This is a genomic window from Streptomyces sp. NPDC002463 (assembly GCF_042889835.1).
In the GTDB taxonomy this organism is placed as follows: domain Bacteria; phylum Actinomycetota; class Actinomycetes; order Streptomycetales; family Streptomycetaceae; genus Streptomyces; species Streptomyces nymphaeiformis.
Map to the genome: position 1 here is coordinate 112,391 of NZ_JBIARL010000021.1, position 23,743 is coordinate 136,133.

Here is a 23,743-nt window from a genome sequence, read left to right on the forward strand (position 1 = left end):
GCGCACCACAGCACAGTCCTTCCGGACCGCTGACGGGCCGTGCGGGGCGGTTTCCCAATTCTTGCTGGCCCGTGCGCGAGCGGCAACGAGCAATTGAGTCCGCTGACGGGAATGGGCCGGTATGCCACTCATATCCCTGCCCAGTTGCCCATTGTTCACTCCCCGTTTCCCCTCCTGTTTCACCCCTGGACGGCGAGCACCAGCGGGAACACGCCTTCCGCTCCCGACCGTCGCAGCAGCCGCGCCGCCACCGCCAATGTCCAGCCGGTGTCGGAGAGATCGTCCACGAGCAGAACAGGCCCGCCCGCGCCGGCCAGCCGCTCGCCCAGCTCCGGAGGGACCGTCAGCGTCCGCTGGAGACCCACGACCCGCTGGGCGCTGTTCGTCCGCGAGAGACGGAGCTCCTCCGCCTCCGGGGCGTACTCCACGACGCCGAGGAACGGCATCCTGCCGATCTCGGCGATCCGCTGCCCGAGCGAACCCACCAGACGCGGCTTGCGGTGGGAGGCGACCGTGACCACGCCGGCGGGCCGGGCCGGAGCGTCCGGCACCCCGGAGGCCCAACCTCCGGGCCCCTTGGCCCAGTCCGCCAGCACCTGCACCACCGCCTGCACGACATCGTCCGGAACGGGCCCGTCCGGCGTGGTGTCGGCAAGGAGCGGACGCAGTCGGTTGCCCCAGCCGATGTCCGAGAGCCGCCCCAGGGCCCGTCCGGCGAACGACTGCTCCCCGAGCGGAATGCGGCCCTTCAAGTCGACCCCGACCGCGGCGAGCCCGGTGGGCCACATCTTCCGCGGCTCGACCTCCACGCCGGGCCGTCCCAGCTCGCCCTTGGCCGCGTCCAGTGCCGCATCGGACACCTTCGGGTCGAACCGGGACCCCGCGCAGTTGTCGCAGCGACCGCACGGAGCGGCCTCCTCGTCGTCCAACTGGCGCCGCAGGAACTCCATCCGGCACCCGGTCGCCGCCGCGTAGTCGCGCATCGCCTGCTGCTCGGCCGCCCGCTGCCGCGCCACCCAGGCGTACCGCTCGGTGTCGTACACCCAGGGCTGCCCGGTGCTCTCCCAGCCGCCCTTCACCCGGTGCACCGCGCCGTCCACGTCCAGGACCTTGAGCATGGTCTCCAGCCGCGTCCTGCGCAGCTCGACCAGCGGTTCGAGGGCGGGCAGGGACAAGGGCCGGCCCGCCTGCGCGAGCACGTCGATCGTGCGGCGCACCTGCTCCTCGGGGGGAAAGGCCACCGAGGCGAAGTAGCGCCAGATGGCCTCGTCCTCCTGCCCGGGAAGGAGCAGCACCTCCGCGTGCTCCACCCCGCGCCCGGCCCGGCCGACCTGCTGGTAGTACGCGATGGGGGAGGACGGCGACCCGAGGTGCACCACGAAGCCCAGGTCCGGCTTGTCGAAGCCCATGCCGAGGGCCGAGGTCGCCACGAGCGCCTTGACCCGGTTGGCCTGGAGGTCGTCCTCCGCCTGCTGCCGGTCGGCGTTCTCCGTGCGCCCGGTGTAGGAGGACACCGTGTGCCCGCACTGGCGCAGATAGGCGGTGACCTCGTCGGCCGCGGCGACCGTCAGCGTGTAGATGATGCCGGAGCCGGGCAGCTCGCCGAGGTGGTCGGCGAGCCAGGCCAGCCGGTGGGCGGCGTCCGGAAGTCTGACCACACCCAGACTCAGGCTCTCCCGGTCGAGGGGCCCGCGCAGGACCAGGGCGTCCGTGCCCGCGCCCGTGCCGAGCTGCTCGGCGACGTCCGCCGTCACCCGCGCGTTCGCCGTCGCCGTGGTTGCCAGTACCGGAACACCGCGGGGCAGGTCCGCCAGCATGGTCCGCAGCCGCCGGTAGTCCGGCCGGAAGTCGTGGCCCCAGTCCGAGATGCAGTGCGCCTCGTCGACCACGAGCAGTCCGGTGGCCGCGGCCAGCCGGGGCAGCACCTGGTCGCGGAAGTCGGGATTGTTGAGCCGCTCCGGACTCACCAGGAGCACGTCCACCTCGCCGGCGGCCACCTCCTCCTGGACGGTCTCCCACTCCTCGGTGTTCGACGAGTTGATCGTCCGCGCACGGATGCCCGCTCGGGCCGCCGCCTCCACCTGGTTGCGCATCAGCGCGAGCAGGGGGGAGACGATCACGGTGGGGCCGCTGCCGCGCTCGCGGAGCAGCGAGGTCGCCACGAAGTACACGGCCGACTTGCCCCAGCCGGTCCGCTGCACCACCAGGGCCCGGCGCCGGTCGGCGACCAGGGCCTCGATGGCCCGCCACTGGTCCTCGCGCAGTCTGGCCCTGCCCGTCGGGTCGGAGACGAGACGGGCGAGCACGGCGTCGGCGGCGGCTCTGAGGGCGGCGCGGTCTTCCAGCGGAGCTGCTTGGGTCATGCCCCCATGCAACCCGATGCCTCGGACATCGCGCGAACCGGACGTCGAACCTGTGGACAACTCGGATGCCGCGTTCCGGGAGTTATCCACAGGGGTTTCGGATTTCGGGAGATCACGAGACCGTCCTGACCATGAACGCGAATCACCACGAATCCAGTGGACCTTCCCGTACCCAGCAGATCACCCTGCGCGGCCCGGCGGAGCTGGCCGACGCCCTGCCCTTCGTGCTGGGCTTCCATCCCACCGACTCCGTCGTCCTGGTCGCCCTTCACGGCGAGCACGGCCGCTTCGGGGGCCGGGTCAGGCTCGGGATCCCCCGCTCGCCCCGGGAGTGGGCGTCCACCGCCGATCACCTGGCCGAGTGCCTCGTCGAGGGAAGCTCCCGGACCGGCACGCGGCCGGACGGCATCGTCGTCTTCCTGTGCCAGGACCCCGCACCCGGTGAGACGGGTCGCAGGGTCATGGAGCGGCTGCGGCCCTTCGCCCAGCGCCTGAGGACCGCCTGCGGCGCGCTCGACATCCCCGTCTACGAGGCCCTCTGCATCACCGACGGGCTCTACTTCTCGTACTGCTGCCCCGACCAGCGCTGCTGCCCGCCCGACGGGACCCCGCTCGCGCTCAGCGGCACTTCGGTGATGGCGGCGGCCGCGACGTACGCCGGAGTGCAGGTACGGGGTTCCCTGCGGGACATGGAGGCCCGGCTGAAGCCGCGCGGGGGACCCGGGGACGAGGAGCAGCGGGCCGCTCTCGACGCGTCCGCCGCCTCGATCGTCCCCCGGATCCTCGAAGGCGCCGAAGGGCAGGGACGGGAGGAGGTGCGCGAAGCCACGCTGCGTCTCGCCCGCGAGATCCTCCGCCGGTTCGTGAACCCGAAGAGCCCGAACAACCCGAAGAGCCCGAACAACCCGAAGAGCCCGAACAACCCGAAGGCCCCGAACGGCCCGGGGAGCCAGGCCGGTGCGGCGGGTGAGCTGAGCACGGCACGCCCGGTGCGGCCGGTCGTGCCGGCCCGGTTCGCCCGTGCCACAACCGTTGCCGCGGACGACGCGGCCGACGACGCCCTGATCACGGCCGACGAGGCGGCGGCTCTGGTCCTCGGCCTCCAGGACCGGGTCACCCGGGACCGCGCCGCGGAGTGGATGGAGGGCTGGGAGGGGACAGCCGCCCTGCGGCTGTGGCGCGTCCTGGCCCGGCGCTGTGTCACGCCCTACCAGGAGCATGCCGCCGCGCCCCTCACCCTCGCGGGCTGGACGGCCTGGTCCACGGGCGACGAGCCCACCGCCCGGGTCGCCCTCGGGCTGGCACTCGACGCCGACCCCGAGTACGTCTTCGCCCGTCTGCTGCACCAGGCCTGCAACGAGGGGCTTGACCCCGAGTCGCTCCGCTCCTGTCTGAGGAGCGAGCGGGACGCCCGGGCCGCCGCGGAGCAGGAGACTCCGCCGCCCTCCCGGAGGGTCCGGATGAGGGCCACGCGCAGGCCGGGCACCCCACTGACCCTCAGGAAGCCGGGGCGACAGACCGGTGGGAGCGAGCGCCGGGCGACGGCCGGAGTCCGCCCCGGTGGGCCCGCGAGCGGGAGGCCGGGGAGCGGGACTCCACGGCACGGCGGGCAGCGCGGCTCCAGGAGTGACCGATGACGACCGTGACCCGGCCGCCCGCAAGCGCGTTCACCTCTCTGGCGGAGTCTCACGACCCCTCCCGCCGACACCCAGTCGGCCGCCCGGTTCGCACAGAGAGCACCCCGTACCCGCCATGGCTCCCAGCCCCGTACCGGCCCCCGGCCACCCCACCGGTCAGTCGTCCGGACACGCCTCCGGACACACGTCCGGCGCCGGCATCGCGTTCCCGCGCGCGGCCCGTCCCGCGGAACTCCCCGCGGTGCACGGTGCGCTCCTCTGCGTGGCCCTGCCCGCCCTCGCCGTCTGCGCCGAGCACGGCCAGCTCACCGGCGAAGGAGCCGAGGGGGTGTACGACGCGGGGCGACGGCTTCTGTCCCGCTGCGTTCTGCGGGTCGCCGGGCGGGAACCCGTCCCGCTCCAGGGGCGCATGGCGGCCTCGGACCGGGCGGTGTTCCTCAGCGCCCTGCGGGTCCCCGGCGACGCCGGGCCCGACCCCGCCCTCACCGTCGAACGCACGCGGAGCGCCGACGGAGCCGAGCGGATCACCCTGCGCAGCGCGGCGGCCCGGCCCCTCCGGCTCCCCGTCGAAGTCGCTCTGGGCACGGATCTCGCGGACCTGGGCACGGTGGCGTCCGGGAGAACCGGCCCCGAACTCGCCGCGACCGTCCACGGCACCGGACTGCGGTGGACCGGCGGCGACGGCCGGTCCGTCGCCGTCACGGCGGACCCGCCGCCCATGGACTCCCTGGCGGCGGCGGGAGTACTGCGCTGGGAAGCCGAGCTGGCGCCCCGAGGCACGTTCACGATCCGGCTGCGCCTACGAGGGGAGTCCGCCGCCCGACCCGCCGCCTCCACCGGTGTGGGCTCCGGACGGCCCGGCGGCCACCTCCTCGCCGAGGCCCGCGCCGAGGGCGACGACCCGAGGCCGGGAGAACTGCTCCGCACATCCGTCGAGGACCTGCGGTCCCTGCTCCAGCGCGACCCGGCTCACCCCGCGGACGTGTACCTCGCGGCCGGCGTCCCCTGGCGCTGCGGACCGGTCACCTCCGAGGCGCTCTGGGCGGCCCGCATGTCCCTGCCCCTCGGCACCCGGCTCGCCGCCACCACCCTGCGCGCCCTCGGACGCACCCAGCTCTCCGGCGACGGAGCGGAGGCCGGCCGCCTCCAGGGACCCCTCAGGGACGCGGGCCCGCACCTGCCGCCCCGCTGCACGGGCATCGAGGCCACCTTGGCCTTTCCGGCCGTGCTCGCCGAGGCCCGCCGCTGGGGGCTTCCGGCCACCGACCTGGAGGAGCTGCTCCCCGTGGCGGAGCGCTGCCTCGACTGGCTCCGGCGTACGACCGGTCGCGACGGGTTCGTGCCGGACCCGGGCCCCGCCGGGCCCTGGCGGGCCGAGACCCAGGCACACGCCCACCGCGCCGCGCTGCTCGGTGCCGACCTCCTCGACGGCTGCGGGAGGCCCGGGGGAGACACCCTGCGCGACCTGGCGCGGACCCTGCGCGAGCGGTTCCGGCGCGAGTTCTGGCTCGACGATCCGGCGGGCGGCCGCCCTGCCGTCGCCCGCGCATCCGACGGACGGACCTGGCCCCAGCTGGGAGGTTGGGCCGCGCACCTGCTCGACACCGGGCTGCTGGGCGGCGGGCGGTACGCGCCAGGCCTCCTGGACAGGACGGAGACGGAACAGGTGGCCAGGCTGCTCGGTACCCCGGCGTTCGACTCCGGCTGGGGGCTGCGGAGTCTCGGGACGAAGGAGCCGGGCCACAACCCCTTCGGCCACCGGGCCGGAGCGGTCCGGGTGCACGAGACAGCGGTCGCCGTGGCGGGCCTCGCCGCCGCTGGTCACGAGAAGGAGGCAGCCTCCCTCCTTCGAGGGCTGCTCGGCGCTGCAGAGGCCTTCACCCATCGGCTCCCGGAGATGTACGCCGGGGAGCAGCGGATGGCGGGTGGGCGCCCGGTGCCGCACCCCGCGGCGTGCCGGCCGGCGGCCGTCGCGGCCGCCGGGGCTATTCAGGCGCTTCTCGCCCTCGTGGGTGTCAGGCCCGATGTGCCGGGCAGGTCCGTCTCGGTGCACCCGGTGGCCGCGGCCCCGCTCGGTGCGATCAGTCTGTCGGGGCTCGTGGTCGCCGGTGAACCGTTCGCGGTGCGGGTGAGCAGGATGGGTCTCGGTATGGTCGAGGAGGCCGCCGAGGGCCTTCAACTGGGGGTGTGACGGGATGCCGGGCACAGAGACGCGGGAAGCCTCGCGGCGCGGCGAGGAAGTCGCGGCCGATGCTTCCGCGGGGCGTGTTTATCGTCAGGAAGACGACTATGATCGCGGCATGCCTCCCTACGACCCGTCGGCCTTTCCTCCCTTCGCCGTGACCGTCGATCTGGTCGTGCTCACCGTGCGGCGCCACGCACTCTGCACCCTGGTCGTACGACGAGGAGAGTCGCCGTACCAGGGGCGTTGGGCGCTGCCCGGCGGTTTCGTACGGGCGGAGGAGGACCTCGGGGCCGCGGCGGCGCGCGAGCTGGTCGAGGAGACCGGCCTCTGCGCGCACGACCCGGCCTCCCCGCCGCCCGTGCCGAGCAACGGCGCGCACCTGGAGCAGCTGGCGACGTACGGGGCGCCCGACCGCGATCCACGCATGCGGGTGGTGAGCGTCGCGCACCTGGCGCTCGCGCCGGACCTTCCCGCGCCGCGAGCCGGAGGCGACGCGAACAGTGCCCGCTGGGCCCCGGTCGAGGAGATCCTCGGCAAGGACGAGGCCGCCATGGCCGAGGACGGAGGGCCCGAGGCGCTCGCGTTCGACCACGCCCGGATCCTCGCGGACGGGGTGGAGCGCGCCCGCTCCAAGATCGAGTACTCCTCCCTGGCCACGGCCTTCTGCCCGCCGGAGTTCACGGTCGGAGAACTGCGCCGCGTCTACGAGGCGGTCTGGGGCGTGTCCCTCGACCCGCGCAACTTCCACCGCAAGGTGACCGGCACGCCCGGCTTCCTGGTCCCGGCCGGCGGCACCACGACCCGTCAGGGAGGGCGTCCCGCACAGCTCTTCCGGGCAGGTGGGGCCACTCTTCTCAACCCGCCGATGCTGCGCCCCGAGGTCTGAGAGCCGTGCGCATTCGGCACCCCTGAGTGTCAAACCTGCGTGGAAAGTCCGAAATGTAGCGTTATCTTGCTGCGGTAGCGCCGCCCTGCCGCGGAGCGGTGTCACCTACCGCGAGAGAAGCGATGCTCCAGGCAATCGGACTGACCAGCACTCCCCGCCGCGATCGCCCGCCCGCCGTGGACGATCTGTCCTTCGAGGCCCGGCCGGGCACCGTGACCGCCCTCCTCGGCTCCCGGGGAGCCGGCAAGACCACGGCCCTCCGGCTCATGCTCGAACTGGAGCCGGGCCGTGGGATCACGTACTTCCGCGGCCGTCCGCTGCACCGCATCGCCCACCCCCCTCGCGAGGTCGGCGTGCTCCTCGGCGACGTCCCCGGACATCCCTCCCGCACCCTCCGGGGACAGATGCGGATGCTCTGCGCCGCCAACGGTCTTCCCATCGCGCGAGCCGACGAGCTGGTGCGGACCGTGGGCCTCGCCGGTCTCGAGCGCCGACGGATCGGCACCCTGCCGATCGGCGCCGACCGTCGACTCGGGCTTGCCGCCGCCCTGTTGGGCACCCCGCACACCCTGCTGCTCGACGAGCCGGCCGCTGGCCTCTCCGCACCCGAGAGCGCGTGGCTCCACGAGCTGCTGCGCGCGCATGCCGCCGAGGGGGGAACCGTGCTGTACACCACGGAGGACCCCAAGGACGCAGCCGGGAACGCCGACCGTGTCGTCACCCTCGACTGCGGCCGGCTCGTCGCAGACCAGGACGCCGTCGAGTTCGCCCGGACTCGTCTGCGCCCCCGGGTCGTCGTCCGGACCCCGCACGCCGCGCGGCTGGCCGCGGTCGTCACGCAGGAGGCCCGAGCCGCCCGCCGCTCCGTCGAGGTGGTGGCAGAGGACGGCAACCGTCTGTCCGTCTACGGCAGCGACTGCGCGGCTGTCGGTGACGCCGCCTTCCGGCACGGCGTACCGATCCACCGCCTCGCCGACGAGAGGGGAGGCGACGGTGGCGCCGTGCAGGCGCGGCGTACTCGGAAAGGCGAGGACGCAGGGGAATCCGAAACCCCTGCCGTCTCGCCTCCCGGTGCAGGGGACACGACGAAAGAAGGCCGGCGAAGGCGGCGGGGTGCCGGACGGAGGCCCATGCGCTCCCCCCTGCGCCCGCTGCGGTACGAGCTCCACCGTCTCCTGGGCGTGCCCTCCACCCCGCTCGTCGTGGCTGCCGTCCTGCTCGTCTCCGTGACGCTCGCCCTGCTCCTCGGCCGTGGCGGCCGCGCCGAGCTGCCGGCCGTGCTCACCGGCTGGCCCGCGCTGTCCCCCCTGCCGCCCGCGGCTCTGGGCGCCGGGCTGCTCGGAGCCTTCTCCTTCGGCGAGGAGTACCGCTATCCCGCGCTCACCACGGGGCGCGGAGCTGTGCCCCGCAGGCCGGGCCTGCTGCTCGCGAAGCTCGGCGTGGCCGCCGTCGTCGCCCTTGCGCTCGGGACGCTCGTCGTGGCGGCCGACCTGACGGCCCTGCGATTCGTCTACGGCGGCGAGTTGGTCCCGGTACCGAAGAACTGGCCCACTCTCTCGGCGAGTTGGCTTGGCCTCGTCGTGGGCTGCGCGTGGGCCGGGGTGCTCGGTGCCGGGGTGTTCCGGGCTGCCGCGGCCGGCGTGGCGGCGGTGCTCGCGGTGCCGGTCGCCTTCGTTCCGCTGATGCAGAAGGTGCTGTCGGGGCCGTCGGTGCGCTCGGCGGCCGGACTCCCGGCGCGACTGCGCGAGTTTGCCGGTCCGCAGTGGTCGCCGGCCCTGGACCGTTGGCTGGCGGGGGCGCTGCGGGTGGTCGCCCAGCCCGCGGGGGTGGCGCTCTCGCTGACGTTGACGGGCTTGCTCTGCGCCTACGTGTTCACCGGCCTTCGTCGCAAGGCTCGTTGGTGATCACTTGTCGACTCAAAGATTCCGGTTCCTCGCCAACTCCCTTAAAACCTGACGTAAATGTCCGATTGATCGTCAATTGTGTAGGGGGTGCCGATCACCCTTTCGTGTGCTTTTCACCAAAGACCTCAAGGGTCACGGAGGCAACGCCGACAAAGGATGCGTGAGTACCCTTGCGCACACCATGATGACCGCCGCCCGCCCCGTCGACTCCGGCCTCGGCGCCCCGGGCGATCTCGACCGCTACCCCTACACGGAGGCGCCCGCCGCCGGTCGTGTGGCCCCGCCCGCCTGGGAGGGGGTGGACACCGACCTCGGCCGTGTCGGCCGCCGGACCGCCGGCAACCGGGGCCGCGGACTGCACGGGCAGCTCGTCCAGCAGCTCGGCCAGATGATCGTCTCCGGCGATCTGGGGGCCGACCGCCCGCTCGTCCCCGAGGAGATCGGCCAGCGGTTCGAGGTCTCGCGCACGGTCGTGCGCGAGTCGCTGCGCGTGCTCGAGGCGAAGGGGCTCGTGAGCGCCCGCCCGAACGTCGGTACGCGGGTCAGGCCCGTCAGTGACTGGAACCTCCTCGACCCCGACATCATCGAATGGCGAGCCTTCGGCCCGCAGCGCGACGACCAGCGCCGCGAGCTGAACGAGCTGCGGTGGACGATCGAGCCCCTGGCCGCCCGCCTCGCCGCCGGGCACGGCCGCGAGGACGTGCAGCAGCGCCTCGCCGACATGGTCGAGATCATGGGGCACGCGTTCGCCCAGGGAGACGGCATCACCTTCTCCCGGGCCGACACGGAGTTCCACTCCCTTCTCATCCAGCTGGCCGGGAACCGCATGCTGGAGCACCTGTCCGGCATCGTCGCCTCCGCGCTCCAGGTCTCCGGCGGCCCCGCCACCGGCTGCGACCGGCCGAGCGAGGCCTGCCTGGCGCATCACGCCCGGATCGTGGACGCGCTCGCCACCGGGGACGCCCAGGGAGCCGAGAGCGCCATGCGGCAGCTGCTCACGGTCCACCCCGAGGGGGAGCGCGTCGTCCCCGCTCCTCGCGAACACTGACTCCCGGGCCGTGGCCGGGAGTACGCGGGCGCACGCACGGCGTGCCGCCGGGTCCGAGCACCACCCGGGGGCCCGGCAGGGCCTCCCCGGGCGGCGCCCGGGTTCCGGCGGCGCGAATGTGCCATGATCGACCGCTCCGGGCGTTTCGTCGCAAATGAGGTGTGACTCGGGCCACGAAGATTGGGCGTAACACTCCTCCGAGCCGTGCGATGACCTAAGAGGTGACAGCCGAGGAAGGAATACAGCAGCCGATGGAGGCGCTGTGCAGTTCCCCGGTCCAGCCCGCGCCGTCGACACATTCCCCGTCGACGGTCGTCGGCTCCAGCCCGATCCAGGGTGGGGCCGGAAGCCGTTTTCCATCGTTCCGAGAGGTTGTTCGTGTCGGCCAGCACATCCCGTACGCTCCCGCCGGAGATCGCCGAGTCCGAGTCTGTGATGGCGCTCATCGAGCGGGGAAAGGCTGATGGGCAGATCGCCGGCGATGACGTGCGTCGGGCCTTCGAAGCTGACCAGATTCCGCCAACCCAGTGGAAGAATGTTCTGCGCAGCCTCAATCAGATCCTCGAGGAAGAGGGTGTGACGCTGATGGTCAGTGCAGCGGAGTCGCCGAAGCGCGCCCGCAAGAGCGTCGCAGCGAAGAGCCCGGCCAAGCGCACCGCCACCAAGACCGTCACCGCCAGGACGACCGTGACGAAGACCACCGTCTCGGCTTCCACGGCCTCCGCGGCCGAGGGCACCGACCCGGCCGACGAGGCCGGCTCGCCCGCCAAGAAGGCGGCCGCGAAGAAGACCGTCGCCAAGAAGGCGGTGGCCAAGAAGACCGTCGCCAAGAAGACGGCGGCCAAGAAGACCGCGTCCAAGAAGGACGCCGACGAGCTCATCGAGGGCGAGGAACTCCTCGAGGACGTCGCACCCGGCAAGGGTGAGGACGAGGAGACCGAGGGCGAGAGCAAGGGCTTCGTCCTGTCCGACGAGGACGAGGACGACGCTCCGGCGCAGCAGGTCGCCGTCGCCGGTGCCACCGCCGACCCGGTCAAGGACTACCTCAAGCAGATCGGCAAGGTCCCGCTGCTCAACGCCGAGCAGGAGGTCGAGCTCGCCAAGCGCATCGAGGCCGGTCTGTTCGCCGAGGACAAGCTCGCGAACTCGGACAAGCTCGCCCCGAAGCTCAAGCGCGAGCTGGAGATCATCGCCGAGGACGGCCGCCGGGCCAAGAACCACCTCCTGGAGGCCAACCTCCGTCTGGTGGTCTCGCTGGCCAAGCGCTACACCGGCCGTGGCATGCTCTTCCTGGACCTGATCCAGGAAGGCAACCTGGGTCTGATCCGCGCCGTCGAGAAGTTCGACTACACCAAGGGCTACAAGTTCTCCACGTACGCCACCTGGTGGATCCGTCAGGCGATCACCCGCGCCATGGCCGACCAGGCCCGCACCATCCGTATCCCGGTGCACATGGTCGAGGTCATCAACAAGCTCGCGCGCGTGCAGCGCCAGATGCTCCAGGACCTGGGCCGTGAGCCCACCCCGGAGGAGCTGGCCAAGGAGCTCGACATGACCCCGGAGAAGGTCATCGAGGTCCAGAAGTACGGCCGTGAGCCGATCTCCCTCCACACCCCGCTGGGCGAGGACGGTGACAGCGAGTTCGGTGACCTCATCGAGGACTCCGAGGCGGTCGTGCCGGCCGACGCGGTCAGCTTCACGCTCCTCCAGGAACAGCTGCACTCCGTTCTCGACACGCTCTCCGAGCGTGAGGCGGGCGTCGTCTCCATGCGCTTCGGCCTCACCGACGGCCAGCCGAAGACGCTGGACGAGATCGGCAAGGTCTACGGCGTGACGCGAGAGCGGATCCGTCAGATCGAGTCGAAGACGATGTCGAAGCTCCGCCACCCGTCGCGCTCGCAGGTCCTGCGCGACTACCTCGACTGATCCGTACGAGGTACGCACCGGCACACGGAAGGGCCCGGTTCCCCGAGAGGGGGAGCCGGGCCCTCCGGCTTTGCGAGGGTGCGGGGTTCGGGAGCGTGCTGGACGCTGGGTGAACCGACATCACCCGAGAGTCAGGAGGCTCCATGCGTGGTTCCCTCACCCGAGCATTGACGGGTGCTCTGGGCCTGGTCGCCGCAGCGGCGGGGCAGCTCGTCACCGCCGGTCCCGTGGCCGCCGACAGCGTCGTGGTGGGCGGGCGGGCGACCCAGATCACGGACGCGCCGTGGGTCGTGGCGCTGTCCAGCCGTGACCGGTTCGGGGGTACGCGCGCGGGGCAGTTCTGCGGGGGTGTGGTCGTCGCGCCGACCAAGGTGCTCACGGCGGCCCACTGCCTGGGCCGTGAGGTGCTCGGCGGGGAGCCCTGGGAGGTGCGCGACTTCGTGGTGATCGCGGGCCGTGCGGCGCTGCGGGGACAGGAGGGGCAGGAGGTCCGGATCTCCGACACCTGGATCAACCCCGACTACGACCCGACGACCAACTCGGGCGATCTGGCCGTGCTGACGCTGGTGAGCGCGCTGCCGCAGTCGTACGTGATCGGCGTCGCGCAGTCCGGGGACGCGGCGTACGCGCCGGGGACGGAGGCGGACGTCTACGGCTGGGGGGACACGACCGGCAACGGGACCTACGCCTCCGCGCTGCGGACGGCGCGCGTCCAGGTGCTGCCGGACGCGGCGTGCGAGCGGGCGTACCCGGGCGGTCTCGGCGTCCGCTACCAGAGCGGGACGATGCTGTGCGCGGGGGACCCGCAGGGCGGGAAGGACGCGTGCCAGGGTGACAGTGGCGGCCCGCTGGTGGCCAGGGGGCTCCTCGTCGGTCTGGTGTCCTGGGGCAGCGGCTGCGGGCAGGCGGAGAACCCGGGCGTCTACACGCGCGTCTCCGCGGTGCTTCCCGCACGCTTCTGAGACGCCGTCGGATACGAGAACGGGCGGTCACCCGCGCGAGCGCGCGAGTGACCGCCCGTCGTCCGGTCAGCGACCGGCCCTGGGCTCGTCGTGGATGGCGTCAGGCGTGGTCCTCGCCCATCGTGCGGGCCGGCACGTCCGTCAGCCGGTCCGTCTCATCCTGTATCTCAACGGCGATCTTCTTGAGTTCCGGCTCGAACTTACGTCCGTGGTGGGCGCAGAAGAGCAAGTCACCTCCGCTGGTCAGAACGACGCGCAGGTATGCCTGGGCGCCGCAGCGGTCGCAACGGTCAGCGGCCGTCAGGGGGCTCGCGGGGGTCAGAACAGTAGTCACGTCGCCTCTTCTCTAGCTCGACGAGCTGTCGTACCAGGGTCAACATCCAACCAGGCCGAAAACGTTCCCGCTCGTGGCTTTTCCTTGAAACTTCTTCCCAAGGTGGCTGTCTGCTGCCGGTTGGCGGCGAATGAGCCGTATTGCGTCGCTCTACGGATTTCGCGTTGCTTGTGTCGGTTAGCCCTCCCGGCGTGGTTGCCGGTTGTTCATGAGGACGTGCCCGGAGCCTAAATGGTTCATGCCTGGAAGGGAACGTGATGTTCACGTCACCCTATCGAGGGATCGAACATCCATACGACTCTGGACTAGCATGAGGAATCGGGGTGGGTGGCGTTACAACGGCTCTACCAGGCATCGGTACCCTCTGTGCGGTGACCGACGCAGGGCCTTACCCCACCGGGCCAGATTTCAAATTCAGCGAGGAGCGAACCGCGTGACCGCCGAGACGTCCGTGCCGTCCAGTGCGCTGCTGACCGCAGACCGTGACGGTTCCAACTACACCGCGCGGCACCTGCTCGTACTCGAAGGGCTCGAAGCGGTCCGCAAGCGCCCCGGTATGTACATCGGGTCCACCGACAGCCGCGGCCTGATGCACTGCATCTGGGAGATCATCGACAACTCGGTCGACGAGGCCCTCGGCGGCTTCTGCGACCACATCGAGGTCATCCTCCACGACGACGGCTCGGTCGAGGTCCAGGACAACGGCCGCGGCATCCCGGTCGACGTCGAGCCGAAGACCGGCCTCTCCGGCGTCGAGGTCGTCATGACCAAGCTGCACGCCGGCGGAAAGTTCGGCGGCGGGTCGTACGCGGCCTCGGGCGGTCTGCACGGCGTCGGCGCCTCCGTGGTGAACGCCCTGTCGGCCCGCCTCGACGTCGAGGTCGACCGGAACAGCGCGACCCACTCGATCTCCTTCCGCCGCGGTGTACCCGGCATCTTCACCGAGCAGGGCCCCGACAGCCCCTTCGACCCGGGCAACGGACTCATCAAGGGCAAGCGTGTCCCCAAGACCCGCACCGGTACGCGCATCCGTTACTGGGCGGACCGGCAGATCTTCCTCAAGGACGCCAAGCTCTCCCTGGAGACGCTCCACCAGCGTGCCCGGCAGACCGCCTTCCTCGTCCCGGGCCTCACCATCGTCGTCCGCGACGAGCGGGACCTGGCCGGCGTCGGCAAGAGCGAGGAGACCTTCCGCTTCGACGGAGGCATCAGCGAGTTCTGCGAGTACCTCGCGCAGGACAAGGCCGTCTGCGACATCCAGCGCCTCACCGGGCAGGGCACCTTCAAGGAGACCGTCCCGGTCCTCGACGAGCGCGGCCACATGACCCCGACCGAGGTCACCCGCGAGCTCGCCGTCGACGTCGCCCTGCGCTGGGGCACGGGCTACGACTCCACGGTCAAGTCCTTCGTCAACATCATCGCCACGCCCAAGGGCGGCACCCACGTCTCCGGCTTCGAGCAGGCCATCACCAAGACGGTCAACGAGGTGCTGCGCTCGGCCAAGATGCTGCGCGTCGCCGAGGACGACATCGTCAAGGACGACGCCCTGGAGGGGCTCACGGCCGTCGTGACGGTCCGCCTCGCCGAGCCGCAGTTCGAGGGGCAGACCAAGGAGATCCTCGGCACCTCCGCCGCCCGCCGCATCGTGGCGAACGTGGTGGCCAAGGAGCTCAAGACCTTCCTCACCTCCACCAAGCGGGACGCCAAGGCGCAGGCGCGCGCCGTGCTCGAGAAGACCGTCGCCGCGGCGCGGACCCGGATCGCGGCCCGCCAGCACAAGGAGGCCCAGCGCAGGAAGACCGCGCTCGAGTCCTCCTCGCTGCCGGCGAAGCTCGCCGACTGCCGCAGCGACGACGTGGAGCGCAGCGAGCTCTTCATCGTCGAGGGAGACTCGGCCCTCGGTACGGCCAAGCTCGCCCGGAACAGCGAGTTCCAGGCGCTGCTGCCGATCCGCGGCAAGATCCTCAACGTCCAGAAGTCGTCCGTCTCGGACATGCTGAAGAACGCCGAGTGCGGCGCGATCATCCAGGTCATAGGAGCGGGCTCCGGCCGCACCTTCGACATCGACGCCGCGCGCTACGGGAAGATCGTCCTTCTCGTCGACGCCGATGTCGACGGCGCCCACATCCGCTGCCTGCTGCTGACGCTCTTCCAGCGGTACATGCGGCCCATGGTCGAGGCCGGCCGGGTCTTCGCCGCGGTGCCGCCACTGCACCGGATCGAGCTCGTCCAGCCCAAGAAGGGCCAGGACAAGTACGTCTACACGTACTCGGACAACGAGCTGCGGCAGACCCTCCTGGAGTTCCAGCGCAAGGGGGTCCGTTACAAGGACGCCATCCAGCGCTACAAGGGTCTGGGCGAGATGGACGCCGACCAGCTGGCGGAGACCACGATGGATCCGCGTCACCGAACCCTGCGCCGTATCAACATCGGCGACCTGGACGCGGCGGAGCAGGTCTTCGACCTCCTCATGGGCAACGACGTGGCGCCCCGCAAGGAGTTCATCACCGGCTCGGCGGCGACCCTCGACCGCTCGCGTATCGACGCCTGAGGAACTCCACCCGTGGGTGGAGCCATACGCTCCACCCACGGGCCGATCACACGATCGACTACTCTCCGTAGCATTGAACCGTCGGAGGGGGCGATGGCGATGACGGGCGGGAAGCGCGATCAAGGATTCGCGGGTGCGGGCACGCGTGCGAGTTCGGGCGTAGGCGCAGGCGCGAGAATGAGGGAGCCGGCGGAGGCGAGCAGCGGTGTGGCGCTCGGCGCCTCATGGCGCTCCTGGCCATCGAGGGAGGCGCTCACCCGTGTCGGTTTCCCACGGGGGCGGATCGTCCTCGACTACACCATGATCGTGGGCTTGAGCGTCTTCGTGGTGACCGGCTGCTACACCTCGGGCGCGTTCGACGGCTGGTGGGCGCCGCTGCCTCCGCTGGGGTTCGGGCTCTGCGCTGCGGCGGCGCTGCGGTATCACCACACGACCCTCGACCGGCGCCTCGCGGCCTCGTTGGGGCTGCTCGCGGTGATCACGCTCTGCGGCTTGGGGGCCTATGCGGCGGGAGCCCCGAAACCTGCGACGGTGCTCTGGTTCGTCGTCGCGGTCATGGCGATGGAGAGACTGCCGCTCTCGGTCGGGCTGGCCACCGTGGCGGTGCTGGTGGCCGGGTTCGCGAAGGCAGACGAGACGGGGGTCATCGGAGCCGGTGTCACCACGGCGGCGGCGCTGCTCGCCGGCTACTCGCTCAGGCTGGACGCGGAGGCGCGGGGAGCCGGGTTCCAGCTGCTCGCCCAGGAGCGCCTCGCCCGAGAAGCGGAGGCCGCCTCGGCGGCGCTCGCCGAGCGGGCCAGGATCGCCCGGGAGATACATGACGTACTCGCCCACAGCCTCTCCGCGCAGATGGTGCGCCTGGAGGTCGCACGGCTCCAGATCGAGGCCGGGGCGGACCGTACGGAGATCCTGAAACTGGTGACCTCGGCAAGATCCATGGCCAAGGAGGGACTCACCGAGACCCGCCACGCGCTCTCGGCCCTGCGCGGGGACATGGTGCCGGTCGAGGACTATCTGCGAGAACTGGCGAGGGAGGACCGCGCCGAGGTCGATGTCACCGGCGAGCGCCGGGACCTGCCCGCCGAGGCCGCGCAGGCCGTCCGTCGGGTCGCACAGGAGGCCCTCGCCAATGTTCGCAAGCACGCCCAGGGGGCCAGGACCAGGATCCGGTTCGTCTACGGGACGGACGAGGTCTCACTGGAGATACGTGACTCCGGCCCGCCTCCGGTGGTCGACGGCGTGCGGCTGGGGGAGGAGCTGGGGTCCTCCGGCTCCGGGTACGGGCTGCTCGGCATGAGAGAGCGGGCCGAACTCCTTGGCGGCAGCCTGGACGCGGGACCCGAGGGGACCGGGTTCACGGTGCGGCTGCGGGTGCCGGTATGAGCGCCGCGGACGGCGACCGTGTCGCGCGCGTCCTCGTCGCCGACGACCAGGCCGTCGTGCGGGAGGGGATCGTGATGCTGCTGGGCCTGCTTCCAGGGATCGAGGTCGTCGGGTCGGCCCGGGACGGAGAGGAGGCGGTCGCGCTCACCGCCGAGCTCGGTCCCGATGTCGTCCTGATGGACCTGCGGATGCCGCGCTGCGACGGCGTCGAGGCCACCCGCCGGATTCGCGACCGGCATCCCGGGACGGAGGTCGTCGTACTCACCACGTACGCAGACGACGACTCGCTGTTCCCGGCGCTGCGGGCCGGGGCGCGCGGTTACCTCACCAAGGACGCCGGCGGGGAGGAGATCGAGCGGGCTGTGCGGGACGTGATCGACGGGCGGGCCGGACTGTCCCCCGCCGTGCAGCGACGGCTCCTTGAGAGGCTGATCGACCGGGACGGCAGGGATGACCGGGACAGCGGGGACGGCTCGGGCCATCGCGGCGACCGCGATGGCCGGGACGATCCGAACACCCGGGGCGAGCCGTCGGTGGCGGGCGGGGGCCTGGGGACGATGTCCGGGGCCTCGGGCGGGTCGTCCGGGCCGGGTGGCGACGGGCTGACCGAGCGGGAGACGGAGGTGCTCGTGCTGGTCGCGGACGGGCTGTCCAACCCCGAGATCGCCGGGCGGCTGCGGATCTCCACGGCAACGGTGAAGACTCACATCAACAACCTCTTCGCCAAGACCGGGGTGCGCGACCGTGTGCAGGCGGTGCGGTACGCATATCAGCACGGTCTGGTCAGGACACCTGGGAGAAGAGTCACCTGATGGGGTGAAGAGGGAGAGGAGAAGAGTCCGGGATCTTCCCGCTCTGTCCATCCTTGGGCATACGCGGCCGAAACGGTTCGCTGACAAGGAGAGTTGGTCGGTGGAGCAGGTGGACAGGCAAGAGGGGCGCGACGCCACGGCGATGGCGGTCGACGACCCCTGGTACGAGGCGACGGCCTCCGGTTGGAGCGGGGAAACGGCGGCCGGGGCACCCGGCGGCGGCCGCCCCGGCGCGGTGCCGCGGCAGCGGGTCCACAGTGCGGCAGAGATCTATCTGGAGGTCCAGCGGAGCCCCGCCTTCCAGGAAGTCCGCCGCCGCTACCGCCGGTTCGTCTTCCCGGCCACCCTGGCGTTCCTCCTCTGGTACCTCGCCTACGTGGTCGCGGCGACCGCGGCACCCGGGCTGATGGCGCGGCCGGTGGCCGGAGCGGTGAACGTGGCGATGGTCGCGGGGCTCGGGCAGTTCCTCACCACCTTCCTGCTGACCTGGGCGTACGCGCGGCACGCGCGGCTGCGCAGGGACCGGGCCGCGCTGGAACTGCGGTGGGACACGCAGGAGATGACCCGGGGGATGGTGCAGCCGTGACCGGGAGCCACCAGACGCTGGCGCTCGTGCTGTTCAGCGTCTTCGTCGCCGTGACCCTGGCGATCACCACCTGGGTGAGCCGCCACCGCCACGGTTCGGCGGAGGAGTTCTACGCCGGAGGGCGACTGTTCTCGCCCCTGGAGAACGGCTTCGCCATCGCCGGGGACTACATGTCCGCGGCCTCCTTCCTCGGCATCTCCGGGCTGATCGCGCTCTACGGCTACGACGGCATGCTGTACTCCGTCGGCTTCCTCGTCGCCTGGCTGGTCGTGCTGCTGCTGGTCGCCGAACTGGTGCGCAACTGCGGCCGGTTCACGCTGGCCGACGTCGTCGCGGCGCGGATGGCGGAGCGGCCGGTGCGGATCGCCGCGGGAACGTCCTCGGTGGCCGTCTCCGTGCTGTACCTCGTGGCGCAGATGGTGGGTGCCGGGAGCCTGGTGGCGCTGCTGCTCGGCGGTTCCAGCGAGGCGGCGCGCTCGTGGACGGTGATCGGCGTGGGCGCGCTGATGGTGATCTACGTGTCGCTCGGCGGGATGCGGGCCACCACGTGGATCCAGATCGTCAAGGCGGTCCTGCTCATGGCGGGCACGATCGCGCTCACCGTCCTCGTCATGCTCCGGTTCCACGGTGACGTGAACAGCCTGCTCTCCACGGCGGCCGAGCGCAGCGGGCACGGCCTGGGCTTCCTCGCGCCCGGGCTGCGGTACGGCGGGGACTGGACGGCCCGCCTCGACTTCATCAGCCTCGGCATCGCCCTCGTCCTGGGCACGGCCGGACTGCCGCACATCCTGTCGCGCTTCTACACCGTGCCGACCGCCCGTGCCGCCCGCCGCTCCGTCGTCTGGTCCATCGGGCTCATCGGCAGCTTCTACCTGATGACCATCGTGCTCGGTTTCGGCGCGGCCGCGCTGATCGGCCCCGACGAGGTCCGTGCGTCCAACGCCTCAGGGAACACGGCCGTACCGCTGCTCGCCCTCGACCTCGGCGGCGGCGCGGGCTCGACCGGTGGCACGGTGCTGTTCGCGGTCGTCGCCGCCGTCGCCTTCGCGACCATCCTCGCCGTCGTCGCCGGGATCACGCTGGCCTCCTCGGCCTCCGTCGCGCACGACCTGTACACCTCGCTGCGCCGCCCGCACGCGAAGCAGTACAGCGAGGTGGCCGTGGCCCGGGTCGCCGCAGCCGGGATCGGCGCCGCCGCCATCGGCCTCGGCCTGCTCGCCCGCGACCTCAACGTGGCCTTCCTCGTCGGGCTGGCGTTCGCGGTCGCGGCCTCCGCCAATCTGCCGGTGCTGCTCTACTCGCTGTTCTGGCGGAAGTTCACCACCCGGGGCGCGGTCTGGTCGGTGTACGGCGGCCTGATCCCCGCGGTGCTGCTCGTCCTGGTCTCGCCGGTCGTCTCGGGCAGCCCGGAGTCGCTGTTCCCGGGCGTCGACTTCCACCTCTTCCCGTTGCAGAACCCCGGGGTGGTCTCCATCCCGCTCGGATTCCTGGCCGGATGGATCGGCACGGTCACCTCGCCCGAGCCGCCCGACGAGGCCCGGCACGCGGAGACCGAGGTGCGCTCCCTGACAGGCGCGGGCGCCGTCTGACCGTTCCGTCGCCCGGCCCACTCGTCCGGGCCCGGGCGTCAGCCGCCGGTCGGTGAGCTCGCCCAGGCGTACCGGTGTTCGGGGCGGCCGGTCTCCCCGTACCGGAGGGAGAGGCGCACCCGCCCGGTGCGTTCCAGGAGCTTGAGGTAGCGCTGAGCGGTCTGGCGGCTGACGCCGGCCCGCTCGGCGATCTCCTGGGCGGACAGCGGCCCGCCGGCCGCGAGCAGGACCTGCCGGACCACCTCGGCGGTGGTGGGGGAGTGGCCCTTGGGCAGGTCGGGGGTGACGGCGCCCGCCGACAGGACCCCGAAGATCCGGTCCACCTCGGCCTGCTCCGCCTCGCCACCGCTCTCCAGGGTGCGGCGGAGCGTGGCGTACGCCTCCAGCTTGGCGCGGAGCCCGGCGAAGTTGAACGGCTTGACCAGGTACTGGAGCGCGCCGTGCCGCATCGCCGACTGCACGGTGGCCACGTCACGGGCCGCCGTCACCATGATCACGTCGCACTGATGGCCACGCGCGCGGAGCTCCCGTACGGCCGCGAGTCCGTTCTCGTCGGGCAGGTAGTGGTCGAGGAGGATCAGGTCGACCGGCTGTCCGTCCAGGGCGGCGAGTGCCTCGGCGGTCGAGTGGGCGGTGGCGACCACCCGGAAGCCGGGCACTTTGGCGACATAGGCGGCGTTGATCCGCGCGACCAGCACGTCGTCGTCCACCACGAGCACGTCGATCATCGCGACGCCTCCTCAGAGCGGTCCGAAGAGCGGTCCGAAGCCGGTTCCGGCTCGGTGGGCCCCGGCTCGGTCAGGGCGTCCGGGAGGACGACCGTGAACACCGCGCCGCCCTCGGGACCGTCGGCCACCTCGGCGGTGCCGCCCCGGCGCTCGGCGAGCCGGCGGACCAGGGGGAGGCCGAGCCCGCGCTTCCCGTGGGACGGCAGTTCCTTCGTCGTCCAGCCCTCGGTGAAGATCAGCTCGCGGCGGTCCTCGGGGACGCCCGGGCCGCTGTCCGTGACCCGCAGCACCACCGTACGGCCGTCGGCGCGGAAGGAGACCTCGACGCGGGCGCCGGGAGTGCCGGCGACGGCGTCCAGGGCGTTGTCGACCAGATTGCCGACGACGGTGACCAGTTCGCGCGGGTCGACGAGCCGGTCCGGCAGCAGGGAGTCGGGTGCGAGCCGCAGCGAGACGCCCCGCTCGGCGGCGACGGTCGCCTTTCCGACCAGGAGCGCGGCGAGGAGCGGGTCGTGGACCTTCTCCGTGACCTGCTCGGCGGTGGCCCGGTGCACGCCGACGACCTCCGTGACGAACTCGACCGCCTCCTCGTGCATCTCCAGCTCCAGGAGGCCGAGGAGGGTGTGCAGCCGGTTGGCGTGCTCGTGGTCCTGGGCACGGAGTGCGTCGATCAGGCCGCGGGTGGAGTCGAGCTCGCGTCCGAGGCGTTCCAGTTCGGTGCGGTCGCGGAGGGTCGCCACGGCGCCGCCGTCGTGCGTGGGCATCCGGTTGGCGATCAGGACCCGGTGCCCCCGGACGGTGAGCAGGTCCTCGCCGGTGACCCGGCCCGCGAGGACGTCGGCGGTACGGCCCCGGCCGAGGACCTCGTCGAGCGGCCGGCCCGCCGCCTCGGGGCCGAGGCCGAGGAGCCGCTGTGCCTCGTCGTTCATGAGGCGGACGGAGCCGTTGCGGTCGAGGGCCACGACGCCCTCGCGGATGCCGTGCAGCATGGCCTCGCGTTCGGCGAGCAGCGCGGAGATGTCGGAGAAGGCCAGGTCGTGGGTCTGGCGCTGGAGCCGCCGGGAGATCAGATAGGCGGCGAGCGCTCCGGCCGCGAGCGCGCCGCCCGCGTAGGCCAGCAGGCCGGGGATGGCGGCGAGGAGCCGGTCGCGGACGCTGTCGTACTCGATGCCGACGGAGACCGCGCCGACGATCCGCCCGTCGGCGTCCCGCAGCGGCACCTTGCCGCGCGCCGAGCGGCCCAGGGTGCCGCTGTCGATCTCCATCACCTCGTGCCCGGCGAGGACGGCGCTCGGGTCGGTGGAGACGAGCCTGCCGATCTGCGCGGGGTCGGTGTGCGACCAGCGCACCCCGCGCGTGTCCATGACCACGACGTACTCGGCGCCCGTGGAGGTCCTGATCCGCTCCGCCTCCGTCTGGACCGGGCCCCGCGCGGACGGCCGGCTGCCGGTGAGGTCCGCGGCGAGCCGGGGCGACGCGGTGGTCCCGGCGATGGCGAGGGCCCGCCGCATGGCCTGGTCGTCGAGCTGGGCGCTCAGCGGGGCGAGGAAGAGGCCGGTGGCGAGGACGGTCACACCGGTCGCGATGGCCAGCTGCATCAGCAGGACCTGCGAGAACACCCGCTGCGGCCACCCGAACCGCCGACGACGCGCGCGGGCGCGCGGCGGGCTGGTCTGTGCGGGGCTCATGGCGGAAACGGTAAGCGGCCGCGCCCCGGGACCGGAAATGGTGACGGAACGGGCGCCTATTCTGGGGGCTGCCCACGGCCGTGGGACCCGAAGGAACCGGAGGCACGTCCCTTGACCACGCAGCAGATCCCCGTCGTCGTCCTGGCCGGGTTTCTCGGGGCCGGGAAGACCACGCTCCTCAACCATCTGCTGCGCAGCGCCCGGGGCACCCGTATCGGAGTCATGGTCAACGACTTCGGTGACATCGGCATCGACGCGATGACCGTCGCCGGCCAGGTCGGGTCCACCGTCTCCCTCGGCAACGGCTGCCTGTGCTGTGCCGTCGACGCGGGCGAGCTCGACGAGTACCTGGAGGTCCTCACCCGGCCCGAGTCCCGGCTCGACGTGATCGTGATCGAGGCGAGCGGGCTCGCGGAGCCTGAGGAGCTGGTCCGCATGGTGCTCGCCAGCGAGAACGAGCGGGTCGTGTACGGGGGACTCGTCCAGGTCGTCGACGCGGCCGAGTTCGAGGCCACCCGGCAGCGGCACCCCGGGACCGACCGGCACCTCGCCCTCGCCGACCTCGTCGTCGTCAACAAGGCGGACCGGGTGGCGGAGGACGAGCTGCGGAGCGTACGGGAGACGGTGGCCGCGCTCGCCGGGCGCGCCGCCGTGGTCGAGGCCTCCCACGGGCGCGTCGATCCGGAGCTGCTCTTCGACCGGGTCGTACCGGAGGGCGAGATCGAGGGCCAGATGTCGATCGAGGACATCCTGTACGGCTCCGAGGACGACGACCACGCCCATCCGCACGCGACCTACGAGAGCCTCTCGGTGACGTCCTCGACGCCGCTGCACCCGCGTCGCCTGATGGCCTTCCTCGACTCGCGCCCCGAGGGCCTCTACCGGATCAAGGGCTTCGTCGACCTCGGCCCCGCCGACCCGGCCAACCGCTACGCCGTGCACGCCGTCGGCCGTTTCCTGCGCTTCTACCCCGAACCCTGGCCCGCCGGCGAGGAACACCTCACCCAACTCGTCCTGATCGGCTCCGGCACCGACGCGTCCGCCCTCCGCAAGGACCTCGCCGCCTGCGAACTGAACGGCCCGCAGGACACCCCCGACGAACACAGCATGTGGGGCGTCCTGCGGTACGTGCAGCGGACGGAGGAGGAGCCCTCCTGATCC

The 23,743-nt window shown here is 72.0% G+C and carries 17 protein-coding genes; 13 read left to right on the forward strand and 4 right to left on the reverse strand.

From position 1 onward, the window contains the following. Positions 1–179: 179 nt before the first annotated feature. Positions 180–2,363 carry a RecQ family ATP-dependent DNA helicase gene (locus ACFYX3_RS33460; protein WP_389021611.1) on the reverse strand — a complete coding sequence of 728 codons (2,184 nt, stop codon included), beginning with the start codon at positions 2,361–2,363 and terminating at the stop codon, positions 180–182. A 131-nt stretch (positions 2,364–2,494) separates the two neighbouring features. Here ACFYX3_RS33460 and ACFYX3_RS33465 point away from each other — a divergent pair, with 131 nt between their 5' ends. The 7 genes from ACFYX3_RS33465 (at position 2,495) to ACFYX3_RS33495 (ending at position 12,911) form a co-directional block, all read left to right on the forward strand. Beyond that, entirely contained in the window at positions 2,495–4,000 is a 1,506-nt protein-coding gene (locus tag ACFYX3_RS33465) for a DUF4192 domain-containing protein (protein ID WP_389021614.1), read from the forward strand. Between the two features lie 115 nt (positions 4,001–4,115). Continuing rightward, the gene (locus ACFYX3_RS33470; protein ID WP_389021617.1) at positions 4,116–6,191 is read left to right on the forward strand and encodes a glycogen debranching N-terminal domain-containing protein; all 2,076 of its coding nucleotides are present in this window, start codon (positions 4,116–4,118) and stop codon (positions 6,189–6,191) included. A gap of 109 nt (positions 6,192–6,300) precedes the next feature. After that, positions 6,301–7,071 carry an NUDIX domain-containing protein gene (locus tag ACFYX3_RS33475; protein WP_376585040.1) on the forward strand — a complete coding sequence of 257 codons (771 nt, stop codon included), beginning with the start codon at positions 6,301–6,303 and terminating at the stop codon, positions 7,069–7,071. Between the two features lie 122 nt (positions 7,072–7,193). Continuing rightward, a complete protein-coding gene (locus ACFYX3_RS33480; RefSeq protein ID WP_389021622.1) occupies positions 7,194–8,975 on the forward strand; it encodes an ATP-binding cassette domain-containing protein in 1,782 nt (593 codons plus the stop codon). Positions 8,976–9,135: 160 nt separating this feature from the next. Continuing rightward, positions 9,136–10,023 carry a FadR/GntR family transcriptional regulator gene (locus ACFYX3_RS33485; RefSeq protein WP_382659520.1) on the forward strand — a complete coding sequence of 296 codons (888 nt, stop codon included), beginning with the start codon at positions 9,136–9,138 and terminating at the stop codon, positions 10,021–10,023. 378 nt (positions 10,024–10,401) lie between these two features. Then, positions 10,402–11,949 carry an RNA polymerase sigma factor gene (locus tag ACFYX3_RS33490; protein WP_352024116.1) on the forward strand — a complete coding sequence of 516 codons (1,548 nt, stop codon included), beginning with the start codon at positions 10,402–10,404 and terminating at the stop codon, positions 11,947–11,949. A gap of 143 nt (positions 11,950–12,092) precedes the next feature. Next, positions 12,093–12,911 (forward strand): S1 family serine peptidase, encoded by an 819-nt coding sequence (locus tag ACFYX3_RS33495; protein WP_389021626.1) that lies wholly within the window; start codon positions 12,093–12,095, stop codon positions 12,909–12,911. Between the two features lie 100 nt (positions 12,912–13,011). Here the strand turns inward: ACFYX3_RS33495 and ACFYX3_RS33500 are convergent, their stop codons facing one another. Then, positions 13,012–13,245: a hypothetical protein gene (locus tag ACFYX3_RS33500; RefSeq protein WP_030687247.1), complete on the reverse strand. Its 234-nt coding sequence runs from the start codon at positions 13,243–13,245 to the stop codon at positions 13,012–13,014. 433 nt (positions 13,246–13,678) lie between these two features. Here ACFYX3_RS33500 and ACFYX3_RS33505 point away from each other — a divergent pair, with 433 nt between their 5' ends. The 5 genes from ACFYX3_RS33505 to ACFYX3_RS33525 all read left to right on the forward strand — a co-directional run bounded on the left by ACFYX3_RS33505 (position 13,679) and on the right by ACFYX3_RS33525 (position 20,166). Beyond that, positions 13,679–15,796: a type IIA DNA topoisomerase subunit B gene (locus tag ACFYX3_RS33505; protein WP_389021629.1), complete on the forward strand. Its 2,118-nt coding sequence runs from the start codon at positions 13,679–13,681 to the stop codon at positions 15,794–15,796. 177 nt (positions 15,797–15,973) lie between these two features. Further along, positions 15,974–17,179: a sensor histidine kinase gene (locus ACFYX3_RS33510; RefSeq protein ID WP_389021632.1), complete on the forward strand. Its 1,206-nt coding sequence runs from the start codon at positions 15,974–15,976 to the stop codon at positions 17,177–17,179. Next, entirely contained in the window at positions 17,176–17,991 is an 816-nt protein-coding gene (locus ACFYX3_RS33515; RefSeq protein WP_389021635.1) for a response regulator, read from the forward strand. Before ACFYX3_RS33510 ends, ACFYX3_RS33515 begins: the two co-directional genes overlap by 4 nt. Positions 17,992–18,133: 142 nt before the next feature. Next, on the forward strand, positions 18,134–18,577 hold the full coding sequence (locus ACFYX3_RS33520) for a DUF485 domain-containing protein (RefSeq protein ID WP_389021670.1): 444 nt from the start codon (positions 18,134–18,136) through the stop codon (positions 18,575–18,577). Further along, positions 18,574–20,166 (forward strand): cation acetate symporter, encoded by a 1,593-nt coding sequence (locus ACFYX3_RS33525; protein ID WP_376585025.1) that lies wholly within the window; start codon positions 18,574–18,576, stop codon positions 20,164–20,166. Before ACFYX3_RS33520 ends, ACFYX3_RS33525 begins: the two co-directional genes overlap by 4 nt. A 38-nt stretch (positions 20,167–20,204) precedes the next feature. On the opposite strand, the gene ACFYX3_RS33530 is transcribed toward ACFYX3_RS33525, so the two are convergent. Together ACFYX3_RS33530 and ACFYX3_RS33535 are read right to left on the reverse strand one after the other, a co-directional pair. Then, on the reverse strand, positions 20,205–20,894 hold the full coding sequence (locus ACFYX3_RS33530) for a response regulator (RefSeq protein WP_116158434.1): 690 nt from the start codon (positions 20,892–20,894) through the stop codon (positions 20,205–20,207). Then, positions 20,891–22,582 carry an ATP-binding protein gene (locus tag ACFYX3_RS33535; RefSeq protein ID WP_389021639.1) on the reverse strand — a complete coding sequence of 564 codons (1,692 nt, stop codon included), beginning with the start codon at positions 22,580–22,582 and terminating at the stop codon, positions 20,891–20,893. Before ACFYX3_RS33535 ends, ACFYX3_RS33530 begins: the two co-directional genes overlap by 4 nt. 111 nt (positions 22,583–22,693) lie before the next feature. Between ACFYX3_RS33535 and ACFYX3_RS33540 the strand changes: the two genes are divergently transcribed. Next, a complete protein-coding gene (locus tag ACFYX3_RS33540; protein WP_389021642.1) occupies positions 22,694–23,740 on the forward strand; it encodes a CobW family GTP-binding protein in 1,047 nt (348 codons plus the stop codon). The last annotated feature ends 3 nt before the right edge of the window (positions 23,741–23,743 follow it).

What these genes read in the sequence shown, in the direction of transcription:
- ACFYX3_RS33475 (WP_376585040.1), top strand. Translation starts at nt 6,301, where the DNA reads ATGCCTCCCTACGACCCGTCGGCCTTTCCTCCCTTCGCCGTGACCGTC.
- ACFYX3_RS33465 (WP_389021614.1), top strand. Translation starts at nt 2,495, where the DNA reads ATGAACGCGAATCACCACGAATCCAGTGGACCTTCCCGTACCCAGCAG.
- ACFYX3_RS33480 (WP_389021622.1), top strand. Translation starts at nt 7,194, where the DNA reads ATGCTCCAGGCAATCGGACTGACCAGCACTCCCCGCCGCGATCGCCCG.
- ACFYX3_RS33530 (WP_116158434.1), bottom strand. Translation starts at nt 20,894, where the DNA reads ATGATCGACGTGCTCGTGGTGGACGACGACGTGCTGGTCGCGCGGATC.
- ACFYX3_RS33535 (WP_389021639.1), bottom strand. Translation starts at nt 22,582, where the DNA reads ATGAGCCCCGCACAGACCAGCCCGCCGCGCGCCCGCGCGCGTCGTCGG.
- ACFYX3_RS33515 (WP_389021635.1), top strand. Translation starts at nt 17,176, where the DNA reads ATGAGCGCCGCGGACGGCGACCGTGTCGCGCGCGTCCTCGTCGCCGAC.
- ACFYX3_RS33520 (WP_389021670.1), top strand. Translation starts at nt 18,134, where the DNA reads ATGGCGGTCGACGACCCCTGGTACGAGGCGACGGCCTCCGGTTGGAGC.
- ACFYX3_RS33460 (WP_389021611.1), bottom strand. Translation starts at nt 2,363, where the DNA reads ATGACCCAAGCAGCTCCGCTGGAAGACCGCGCCGCCCTCAGAGCCGCC.
- ACFYX3_RS33470 (WP_389021617.1), top strand. Translation starts at nt 4,116, where the DNA reads ATGGCTCCCAGCCCCGTACCGGCCCCCGGCCACCCCACCGGTCAGTCG.
- ACFYX3_RS33495 (WP_389021626.1), top strand. Translation starts at nt 12,093, where the DNA reads ATGCGTGGTTCCCTCACCCGAGCATTGACGGGTGCTCTGGGCCTGGTC.
- ACFYX3_RS33510 (WP_389021632.1), top strand. Translation starts at nt 15,974, where the DNA reads ATGAGGGAGCCGGCGGAGGCGAGCAGCGGTGTGGCGCTCGGCGCCTCA.